The organism is Hymenobacter elongatus (assembly GCF_004745955.1).
GTDB lineage: Bacteria > Bacteroidota > Bacteroidia > Cytophagales > Hymenobacteraceae > Hymenobacter > Hymenobacter elongatus.
Genome location: NZ_SRLD01000104.1, coordinates 1 through 1,173 on the forward strand (window position 1 = coordinate 1; position 1,173 = coordinate 1,173).

General features: G+C 56.1%; 1 protein-coding gene. It reads left to right on the forward strand.

Annotated features, from left to right (window positions below):
- The coding region (locus tag E5J99_RS20920) for an ISL3 family transposase (protein ID WP_167852285.1) at nucleotides 1-1,143 on the forward strand (1,143 nt) is incomplete at its 5' end.
- Between the last annotated feature and the right edge of the window lie 30 nt (nucleotides 1,144-1,173).

The window sequence follows — 1,173 nt, forward strand, 5'->3', positions numbered from 1 at the left end:
CTGACGGGCGTCACGGCCACGAAAACGACGATAGAAATTGCCTGTACCTTGACCGACACGCGGACGCACTGTCCTACTTGCGGGGTGGAGTGCACGGTGGTTAATGACCGTAGCACGCGCCGGTTACGGGATTTAAACATTTCGGAGCGAGCGGTTTACCTAGTGGTGAGCGTGCGGCAGTTTCGCTGCCCGACCTGTGGCAGTTGCCCGACCGAGCGTCTGCCGTTTGCCGATGCCAACAAAAGCTATACCCACCGGCAAGCCCGGTACGTGTTTGCCTGGTGCCGCAAACAAGCCTACAGCGAAGTGGGGGCCATCGTCGGCATGCACGCCAAAACGGTGGAGCGCCTGGTCTTACACCACTGTCAACAGGCCCAGCAACTGCCCCAGCGCTACGCCGGGCTGCGGCGCCTGGGCATTGACGAGCAAAGCCACCGCAAAGGCAAAAAGCACTTTATCTGCCTGCTCACCAACCTGGATACGGGCACGCTGGTCGATATTTTGCCGGACCGCAAGAAAGAAACCTTGGTTGCTTATTTCCAAGCGCTTGGTTTAGCTTTTTGCCAGCAGATAACCGCCGTTAGCTGCGACCTGTGGCAGCCGTATCTGGCCGTGGTGGCCACCTGTTTCCCGCAGGCCACGCTCGTGCTGGACCGGTTTCACGTGGTGAAATTGCTCAATCAGGGCCTGGATGCCTTCCGGCGACACTTGCGCAAAGAGGCCCCGGACGAAGCGGGCTACAAACAGCTCAAATGGCTTATTTTCAAGCAGTACCACCGCCTGACAGATGCGGAGCTCGACACCTTGCAGGCCGCCTTTGCGGTGAACGCCGAGGTGAAAACCGCCTATTTTCTGCGCGAAGAGTTTCACCATATTTTAGACCGGCCACAAGCGGTAGATTCCGCCATTAAGTTATTAGACAAGTGGATAGCCCGTATTCAGGTGCAAAAAGTCACCCACTTCGATTCCTTTATCCAAACCCTGCAACGCCACAAAGAACCGATTGCCAACTACGTGCTCGACAACGTGTCCAATGCTGTGACCGAGGTACTCAATAATCTAGTCCGAAGTATTCGTCGATGCGCCTTTGGCATGCCTGGTTTTCAGCATCTGCGGCTGCGGGTCATGGCCATTTCAGGGTGAACATTAAAATTGTCAGACAACCAGCCTGCT